The organism is Pedobacter sp., from assembly GCF_035566355.1.
Classification (GTDB): domain Bacteria; phylum Bacteroidota; class Bacteroidia; order Sphingobacteriales; family Sphingobacteriaceae; genus Pedobacter.
The window spans coordinates 1-8,828 of record NZ_DATMRL010000456.1 but is presented as its reverse complement, the minus strand read 5'-3'; the positions used below and the strand labels follow the sequence as shown (position 1 = coordinate 8,828).

Here is an 8,828-nt window from a genome sequence, read left to right as displayed (position 1 = left end):
TGTCAAGAATGGTATCTTTAGTGGCGCCGGCACCACTTTTAAAGGTTTCTTTGAGGCCGTTGATGTCTCTTACGGTATAATTGGTGAGTTTCCAGGAGCGTTTTACAGAATCCCATTTGATCTCATCTGCTACCAGTTTTTTAGCCAGTACGTCGCCTTTAAAATTGTCCAGCATAAAACGGAAGCCGGATTTGCTCTTACTGTCGAAGCTTTCTATATAGATATAAGTGTTGTCATCCAGCTTCATGTGTATGTTTTGTTTGCTGGTGGGGTCATTTTTCTTCATGTACACGTTCTCAAAGTTGTTTTTGATCTGATTGGTGTAGGGAAGAATAAATAAATTGGACAGCAAATTGGCCGCAAATATAAAGGATGCGGAAATAAAATAAGGGCGCAGAAAGCGGTTGAAGCTTACTCCGCCACTCAATATCGGCACAATCTCCGTCTGATCGGCCATTTTTGCGGTGAAAAAGATCACGGCAATAAAGTTGATCAGCGGGGAGAGCATGTTCACGTAAAAAGGAATTGATCCTGCGTAATATAAAGTGAATACCTGCCAGATGGTGAGGTGGTTACCCAGGAAATCATCGAGTTTCTCAGAAAGGTCAAATATAATGATGATGACAATAAATACCGTTAGGGTATAAATAAATGTACCGAGGTATTTACTGATAATATACCAGTCAATGATCTTAAATCTGTTTCTGAGGAACTTCATCTATAATTTATTGCCTAAGATAGTGACCATTTTGTTTTTCCAGGCATAAAATTCACCGCTGATGATCTTTTCGCGGGCTTCTTTTACCAGCCACAGGTAGAAATGGAGGTTGTGCAGGGTGGCAATCTGTGCGCCAAGGATTTCTTTGGAATGCATTAAGTGTCTTAGATAGGCTTTGGTATAAACCTGATCTGCAAACAGGTCACTATCGGCTTCAATAGGAGAGAAGTCATTTTCCCATTTCTTATTTCCAATGTTGATAATGCCGTTTTTGGTGAAAAGCATGCCGTTTCTGGCATTTCTTGTCGGCATAACACAGTCAAACATATCTATCCCAAGGGCTATGTTTTCCAGGATATTAACAGGTGTACCCACACCCATCAGGTAACGGGGTTTGTCTTCTGGTAAAATATCGCAAACAACTTCCGTCATGGCATACATTTCTTCGGCTGGTTCTCCAACAGAAAGGCCGCCAATGGCGTTTCCTTCTCTGTCCATAGAGGCGATGAATTCTGCCGATTTTACCCTCAGGTCTTTGTATACCGAACCCTGAACGATAGGGAAGAGGGTTTGATCAAAGCCATATTTAGGTTCTGTGGTATCAAAACGGGTGCAGCAGCGCTTTAACCAGCGATGTGTCATGTTGATGGATGCTGCAGCGTATTTATAATCACATGGATAAGGAGTGCATTCATCGAAGGCCATAATAATATCTGCCCCAATAGTCCGCTGGATGTCCATGGCGTATTCTGGCGTGAAGAGGTGTTTGGAACCATCTATATGCGACCTGAAGGTGACACCTTCTTCTTTAATTTTGCGTACTTTGCTCAGTGAATAGACCTGGTAACCTCCACTGTCGGTTAAAATAGGACGGTCCCAGCCAATGAATTTGTGCAGGCCGCCGGCTTGCTCCAGGATACCAAGACCCGGGCGAAGATATAAATGATAGGTATTGCCAAGGATGATCTGTGCATCAATATCGTTTTTCAATTCCCGCTGATGAACTGCTTTAACCGTTCCTGCGGTGCCTACCGGCATAAATATGGGGGTTTGGATGTCTCCGTGTGCAGTGCTTACCACACCTGCTCTTGCTTTCGACTGCGCGTCCTGAGCCTCTAAAGTAAATTTCATCTATTTTTTTTTATTCCCTTGGGGTCAAACGGCGCTCAAATAATTGCGCCTGTGCGCTGTTTTGATAGCTTCCCAAAAAATCTCGTCAAAAATAGCAAAAAAAGGAGGGATTTAAGCGCTAAATTTTTTATCAACATACAGAGGCATTACAGATTAAAAACCAGAAATTTGACAGCTTTTAGAAATACCATCGTGGAATTAACCTTAATTGAAATCTGCCTGCTCGGCGTATTAGTTTTTTGTTTCGTCGTACAGCTGTATTTTACGCTTTTTGTACATCAGAAATTAGCCTCTGTCTCTATCGAAGAACCGCTCCCAAATGGCATAAGGCCCTTAAGTGTCGTGATTTGCGCCCGTAATGAAGCGGAGAATCTGAAAACCTTTTTGCCGGCAATCATGGATCAGAATTATCCTGATTTTGAAGTGATTGTGGTCAATGACCGGTCCTGGGATGGTACAAGGATTGTTCTGGAAGAATTTTCAGAAAAGTATGAAAAGCTGAAGGTCGTAACGGTTGCTGATGGCGGAAAATTTATTGCAGGAAAGAAATTTGCGGTGACCATGGGTATTAAGGCCGCGAAAAATGACTGGCTTGTTTTTACGGATGCGGATTGTTATCCGGCTTCTCCAAATTGGTTGATGGGCATGCAACAACCCCCGGAAGACCATAAAGAGATCCTGCTGGGCTATTCACCTTACACCAGAAGAAGAGGTTTATTGAATGCGCTGATCCGTTTTGAAACTTTTTTTACGGCCGTAAATTACCTTTCTTTTGCTTTAAAAGGTATGCCTTATATGGGGGTAGGCCGTAATATGGCTTATAAAAAATCTCTTTTTTTTAGAAATAAAGGCTTTGCTGCCCATATGCATATTCCTTCTGGTGATGATGATCTTTTTGTAAATGCACATGCAACCGCAAGAAATACAGCCATCCGTATCCACCCGGATACGCAGGTTTGGAGTTTACCAAAGACCAGTTTTACAGCTTATCTGAGACAGAAAAAGAGGCATTTTGGCGCCGGCAAAATGTATAAAGGTAAACACCGCTTTATTTTGACGGCTCAGGCATTGATCCAGTTTTTATTCTATATGATGCTTATTACGGCCTGTTTCTTTAAGGCATTATGGTATCCTGCGGCAGGTATTTTTGGCCTGAGTATCCTGATCAGATGCTTTGTGTACCCTAAATTGTTAAGGCGTTTAAACTATCCTGGCCTGGCCTGGTGGTTCCCGGTTCTGGATATACTCCTGTTCATTTTTCTAATCTTTAACGGCATTCTGTCTATATTTGTTAAAAAAGCCCAGTGGAAATAAAATCAACAATCATTCAAAAATATTTTAAAGATCTGACTGAAACGCAAATCGCACAGCTGGATCAGCTCTATCCTTTATACAGTTTCTGGAATGCTCAGATCAATGTGATCTCCAGGAAAGATATTGACGAGTTGTACGAACGACATATCCTCCATTCACTGGGAATAGCTAAGTTCTGCAGCTTTAAAAAGGGAGAAAAGGTTCTGGACGTGGGTACAGGCGGTGGTTTTCCTGGCATCCCCCTGGCTATTCTTTTTCCGGATACGGAGTTCCATTTGGTAGATTCTATAGGGAAAAAGATTAAAGTGGTTACAGAAGTGGCTTCGGCATTGGGGTTAAAAAATGTAAAAGCAAGTCATTTGCGTGCAGAACAGATCACGGATCAGTATGATTTTGTGGTGTCCAGGGCGGTAACGCGTTTAATAGATTTCTATCCATGGGTGAAAGGGAAGTTTAAAAAGGACTCTAAAAATGCAATTCCAAACGGTATTTTATATTTAAAAGGTGGGGAATTACAGGAGGAGATTAAAGAGTCGAAGCTGAAGGCAGAGTTGTATCCATTAGCGGAATACTTTGAGGAAGATTTCTTTGAAACTAAATATGTGGTGTATATCCCACAATAATTTTTCTTTTAGCGCCTGTTGATGGTGATTTTTCAAAAGCTGAATTCTAATTTAGCCTATGAGTATAATCCATCAAATAGGCCTTTCTTTTATTGATACAGTAGGCCCTGTATCGTCGAAAATTCTTCTGGAACATTTTGGTACTGCTGAAGCCGTATTTGGTGCAGGAAAAAATGACCTGCTTGCTATAGAAGGCATCGGGGCGGTAATGACTGCCCAGATTCTGAGTGGCAAAGCATTGCTTGCTGCAGAACAGCAACTTAAATTTATCGAGAAAAACAAGATCAGACCGCTGTTTTTTACAGATCCTGAGTATCCTGCACGTTTAAAACAGTGTCATGATGCACCTGTATTGCTCTATTATAAAGGCACTGCCAGCCTTAACCATGAAAGGATGTTAAGTGTAGTGGGTACAAGGATGGCTACCGCTTACGGGAAGAACCTTTGTGCGGAACTGGCGGAAGCATTGCGACCTTATAATGTGTTGGTGGTGAGCGGGCTTGCCTATGGTATTGATGTGGCTGCGCATAGAGAGAGTTTGAAGCATCAGATTCCTACAGTAGGCGTACTGGGGCATGGTTTAGACCGGATTTACCCGCATCTTCATAAAGAAACGGCCTATAATATGCTTAAAAACGGCGGCTTATTAACCGAATTTCCGATACATACAAAACCTGAAAAAGGTAATTTTCCCAGAAGAAACCGGATTATTGCAGGGATCTCAGATGCCACCTTGGTGGTTGAAGCCACTTTAAAGGGCGGGGCGCTGATCACAGCAGAGCTGGCCAATTCCTATCATAAAGACGTATATACTTTTCCTGGCAGGGTAAATGACTTGTGCTCGCAAGGCTGTAATTATCTGGTGAAGACAAACCGTGCTGCGCTGATCAGTAGTGCTGATGATTTGCTGGTCAATCTGGGCTGGGAAAGCCTCGGGAAGAAAAAGATATTTCATCAGGCGAGCCTGTTTCCAGACCTTTCTGCCGAGGAACGTAAAATTATTGAAATCCTGAAAACCGGGACTGCTTTGATTGACGACATAGGACTGAAGACTGCGCTGCCGCAAAACAGGTTAAGTGTCCTCATGTTCAACCTGGAGATGTTGGGTATCGTTACTGTTTTGCCAGGAAAACGTTATCAGCTCAATTAAGAAATTTTGATTCACCTATAAAAATAAAGGTTTGTAAGTCTATTGGAGTACTAGATTAAAATTATATTTTATTTATTTTTGTTATGTAAAATTATATTTTAAATTTCTATTTGTAAATAGAATTCTAAGGGTCAAATTGTATTTTTGTATCATGTGGTACAACAATATATTAGAAACGATCGGCAATACGCCGCTGGTTAAACTGAACAATATTACGAAGGAAATTGAGGCTACTGTTTTAGCTAAAGTGGAATCTACCAATCCCGGAAACTCGATCAAAGACCGTATGGCGGTAAAAATGATTGAGGTGGCAGAACAAAGTGGTCTGCTTAAACCAGGAGGGACCATTATTGAGGGTACCTCTGGCAATACAGGTATGGGACTGGCCATGGCAGCGATCATTAAAGGGTACAAGTGTATCTTTACAACAACAGATAAGCAGTCAAAAGAAAAAGTAGATGCTTTGCGTGCCTTTGGTGCGGAGGTGATTGTGTGCCCTACGAATGTTGAACCGGAAGATCCGCGTTCTTATTATTCTGTTTCTTCTCGTCTGGAGCGTGAGGTTCCAAACTCCTGGAAACCAAATCAGTATGATAATCTGGCCAATTCTCTGGCACATTATGAGCAGACTGGTCCGGAAATCTGGGCGCAGACAGAAGGTAAGATCACTCACCTGGTGGTGGGGGTAGGAACTGGCGGTACGATTTCGGGAACCGGTAAGTATTTAAAAGAACAAAACCCCAATATTCAGATCTGGGGTATTGATACCTATGGTTCTGTGTTTAAAAAGTATAAGGAAACCGGGATCATGGATAAAAATGAGATCTACCCATATATAACGGAGGGTATAGGAGAGGATTTTCTTCCTAAGAATGTCGATTTTGATCTGATTGATCTTTTTGAAAAAGTAACCGATAAAGATGCGGCCTTAATGACCCGTGATATTGCCCGTAAAGAGGGGATTTTTGTAGGAAATTCTGCAGGTTCTGCTATTGCGGGCTTGTTGCAGTTGAAAGACAGACTAAAACCTGAGGATGTAGTGGTGGTGATTTTTCATGATCATGGAAGTCGGTATATGGGTAAAATGTATAACGAGGACTGGTTAAGAGAGCGCGGCTTTTTACAGGATGAGAAACTTACAGCACGTGCTATTTTGGCTAAAAAGGATCAGTCAGAGATCATTACGATTGACTGCGAAAAGACCATTTTGGAGGCTATTAACAATATGAATACCCTGAATATTTCTCAGATTCCGGTGACCCAGAAGGGGATGGTGGTTGGTAAACTGGCAGAGGGAGATATCCTTAAAGCTTTATTGGAAAATCCATCTTTAAAATCTGCTCCGGTGAGCGAGATTATGACGGCAACTTTCCCTTTTGTAGATATGAATACGTCAATAGACCGGATTTCTGCACTGATCAACAAGGAAAATAGTGCGGTACTGGTAGAAGATGAACAGGGAAAAATTGAAATTATTACCCAGTATGATATTATTAATGCGATTTCTGGTTAAGAGATTTACTTGTTTTTAAGACATAAAAAAACCCCAAACGGGGCTTTTTTATGTCTTTTGATTCCGTTTTAATGGCTTGGGCCGTTACCCTCTACACGTTTGATCTGTGCGCCTAATGCGCGCAAGCGGATATCAATGTCCTGATAACCACGCTCAATCTGTTCAATATTATAGATGGTAGAGGTTCCTTCTGCAGATAAAGCAGCGATAAGAAGGGAAACTCCGGCCCGTATATCGGGTGAGGTCATACTGATACCTCTGAGTTTATATTGCTTATCGATACCGTTTACACTGGCACGGTGTGGATCACAAAGGATAATTTGTGCACCCATATCGATCAATTTATCTACGAAGAAAAGTCTGCTTTCAAACATTTTCTGATGGATCAATACAGATCCTTTTGCTTGTGTAGCGACTACTAATACAATGCTCAGCAGATCTGGCGTAAATCCAGGCCATGGAGAATCTGCAATCGTAAGCATAGAACCGTCTATAAATGACTCTATTACATAATGTTTTTGAGATGGGATATAAATATCGTCACCCCGCAGTTCAAACTTGATACCCAGTTTTTTAAATGTATCAGGAATGACACCAAGTTCGTTATAGCATACATTTTTGATGGTGATCTCAGATTCAGTCATGGCAGCAAGGCCGATAAATGAACCAATTTCTATCATATCCGGCAGCATTCTGTGTTCAGTTCCACCAAGTTTGCCGACGCCTTCAATAGTGAGCAGGTTAGAACCTATGCCACTTATTTTAGCGCCCATGCGGTTCAGCATTTTACAAAGTTGCTGTAAATATGGCTCGCAGGCTGCGTTATAGATGGTTGTAGTGCCTTTGGCCAGTACTGCGGTCATCACAATATTAGCTGTTCCGGTTACTGAAGCTTCATCCAACAGGATATATGCGCCTTTCAGATCGGTAGCATCTACGTTAAAAAACTCTTTTTTGTTGTCGTAAACAAATTTGGCACCCAGTTTCTCAAAACCTAAAAAGTGGGTGTCAAGGCGTCTTCTTCCTATTTTGTCGCCCCCTGGTTTAGGGATAGCGGCTTTACCAAAGCGGGCAAGAAGAGGGCCTACAATCATAATGGAGCCTCTTAGACCGCCTCCTTTAGCTTTGAATATATCCGACTGGAAGTAGTCCAGATTGATGTCTTTGGCTTCAAAAGTATAGGTGTCTTTAGATAAACGCTCTACTTTTACGCCGAGGTCGCCCAGTAATTCGATCAGTTTGTTGACATCTTTGATGTCGGGGATATTGCTTATGGTGATCTTCTCTTCCGTTAATAAAACGGCAGATAAGATTTGTAAAGCTTCGTTTTTTGCGCCCTGAGGCTGGATTTCGCCTTTTAGTTTTTTGCCACCAATAATTTCAAATGCGTTCATATACTCTCTGTTCCTGTCTTAATGCTGATGGTAATTAATGTCTTTGTTTCGGATTGTTGTTCCTTTGCTGACGATTATTATTGTTGTTGTTATTTTGACGGTTTTTTCCGTTGTTGTTGTTCCTGCCTCTGTTGTTGTTATTGGCAGGTCTGTTGCTCACTGGTTTAAATTCTACCTTGGCCAGGTTTACATTTTCTTCCAGCTGAAGTTCTCCTCCGGAAAGTTCGGCTAAGTTCTTTAATATGGTTTCGTCGGCTACATTGTCCTTGTTCCAGGTCACATAGGCCATCTTCATGAAATTTGCAATTCCTTGAACCATAGCTGCTTTGCGTTCTGGTTCTTCCAGGGCTTTTGCTTTTTCAATCAGAACTTCAACGGTTTTTCCGTAATGTTTATACCTGATCTTCTGCTGTGGATAGCCAATATGTTTAGGTCTGACCATTGCCGCTTCAGGCGTTGGCTTTGGGTAGGGGCTGTCTACATCGATCTTATAACCGGAAATAATGTGCAGGTGATCCCATAATTTATGCTTAAAGTCCGCTACGTCACGAAGGTGCGGGTTTAAAAATCCCATCAGATCGATTACTGCCTGGGCATATCTGTTGCGTTCCTGGCGATCTTCCAGTTCACAAATATACTTCACCATGTTCTGCACATTGCGACCATATTCTGCCAGGATCAATTCGTTTCTTGTGGTATTATAATCGAATTTCATGTTCTATTTTCTCTATAGGCATCCGGATATGGAATCTGGTGCCTTTTGTTTTTATTTAAATCTATATAACTTTTACGAGTACACCAAAGATGTGTCCTCTAAAGTTAAATTCTTATCTAACAATCCGCAATTTAGCAAATTTTAGTAATAACTGCTTATTACCCAAGCCCTGAAAGAAAACTGTTGCTTTTACGTCTGGCAAATGACCTTCCAGATTAACAATTTTACCAAAACCAAACTTTTCATGCTCTACTTCCATGCCATTCTGAA

General features: G+C 41.5%; 9 protein-coding genes. 4 read left to right on the top strand and 5 right to left on the bottom strand.

The genetic code is table 11. The features are described from left to right. Both VNZ46_RS17545 and tgt read right to left on the bottom strand, forming a co-directional pair. Window positions 1-718, bottom strand: a 718-nt coding sequence (locus VNZ46_RS17545) for an LptF/LptG family permease (protein WP_325561337.1), incomplete at its 3' end; no start/stop codon positions are given. Next, window positions 719-1,849: a tRNA guanosine(34) transglycosylase Tgt gene (tgt, locus tag VNZ46_RS17540; protein ID WP_325561336.1), complete on the bottom strand. Its 1,131-nt coding sequence runs from the start codon at window positions 1,847-1,849 to the stop codon at window positions 719-721. It lies immediately after the preceding gene. Window positions 1,850-2,041: 192 nt separating this feature from the next. On the opposite strand from tgt, the gene VNZ46_RS17535 reads away from it, so the two are divergent. From VNZ46_RS17535 to VNZ46_RS17520, 4 genes are all read left to right on the top strand, one after another. Further along, window positions 2,042-3,163 carry a glycosyltransferase gene (locus VNZ46_RS17535; protein WP_325561335.1) on the top strand — a complete coding sequence of 374 codons (1,122 nt, stop codon included), beginning with the start codon at window positions 2,042-2,044 and terminating at the stop codon, window positions 3,161-3,163. Continuing rightward, window positions 3,154-3,786: a 16S rRNA (guanine(527)-N(7))-methyltransferase RsmG gene (gene rsmG / locus VNZ46_RS17530; protein ID WP_325561334.1), complete on the top strand. Its 633-nt coding sequence runs from the start codon at window positions 3,154-3,156 to the stop codon at window positions 3,784-3,786. Before VNZ46_RS17535 ends, rsmG begins: the two co-directional genes overlap by 10 nt. A gap of 58 nt (window positions 3,787-3,844) precedes the next feature. Next, the gene (dprA, locus tag VNZ46_RS17525; RefSeq protein WP_325561333.1) at window positions 3,845-4,936 is read left to right on the top strand and encodes a DNA-processing protein DprA; all 1,092 of its coding nucleotides are present in this window, start codon (window positions 3,845-3,847) and stop codon (window positions 4,934-4,936) included. 151 nt (window positions 4,937-5,087) lie between these two features. Continuing rightward, window positions 5,088-6,449: a pyridoxal-phosphate dependent enzyme gene (locus VNZ46_RS17520; RefSeq protein ID WP_325561332.1), complete on the top strand. Its 1,362-nt coding sequence runs from the start codon at window positions 5,088-5,090 to the stop codon at window positions 6,447-6,449. Window positions 6,450-6,517: 68 nt separating this feature from the next. Here VNZ46_RS17520 and murA read toward each other — a convergent pair whose 3' ends face one another. The 3 genes from murA to VNZ46_RS17505 all read right to left on the bottom strand — a co-directional run. Next, complete coding sequence (gene murA, locus VNZ46_RS17515; RefSeq protein ID WP_325561331.1) at window positions 6,518-7,843, bottom strand: UDP-N-acetylglucosamine 1-carboxyvinyltransferase; 1,326 nt, start codon at window positions 7,841-7,843, stop codon at window positions 6,518-6,520. A 34-nt stretch (window positions 7,844-7,877) separates the two neighbouring features. After that, on the bottom strand, window positions 7,878-8,558 hold the full coding sequence (locus VNZ46_RS17510; RefSeq protein WP_325561330.1) for a DUF4290 domain-containing protein: 681 nt from the start codon (window positions 8,556-8,558) through the stop codon (window positions 7,878-7,880). Window positions 8,559-8,670: 112 nt separating this feature from the next. Then, window positions 8,671-8,828 (bottom strand): hypothetical protein (locus tag VNZ46_RS17505; RefSeq protein WP_325561338.1); only part of this gene is annotated, 158 nt, incomplete at its 5' end.

Excerpts from the sequence above, each read along its gene's own strand:
- tgt (WP_325561336.1), bottom strand. The coding sequence starts at position 1,849 with ATGAAATTTACTTTAGAGGCTCAGGACGCGCAGTCGAAAGCAAGAGCA.
- dprA (WP_325561333.1), top strand. The coding sequence starts at position 3,845 with ATGAGTATAATCCATCAAATAGGCCTTTCTTTTATTGATACAGTAGGC.
- VNZ46_RS17520 (WP_325561332.1), top strand. The coding sequence starts at position 5,088 with ATGTGGTACAACAATATATTAGAAACGATCGGCAATACGCCGCTGGTT.
- murA (WP_325561331.1), bottom strand. The coding sequence starts at position 7,843 with ATGAACGCATTTGAAATTATTGGTGGCAAAAAACTAAAAGGCGAAATC.
- VNZ46_RS17510 (WP_325561330.1), bottom strand. The coding sequence starts at position 8,558 with ATGAAATTCGATTATAATACCACAAGAAACGAATTGATCCTGGCAGAA.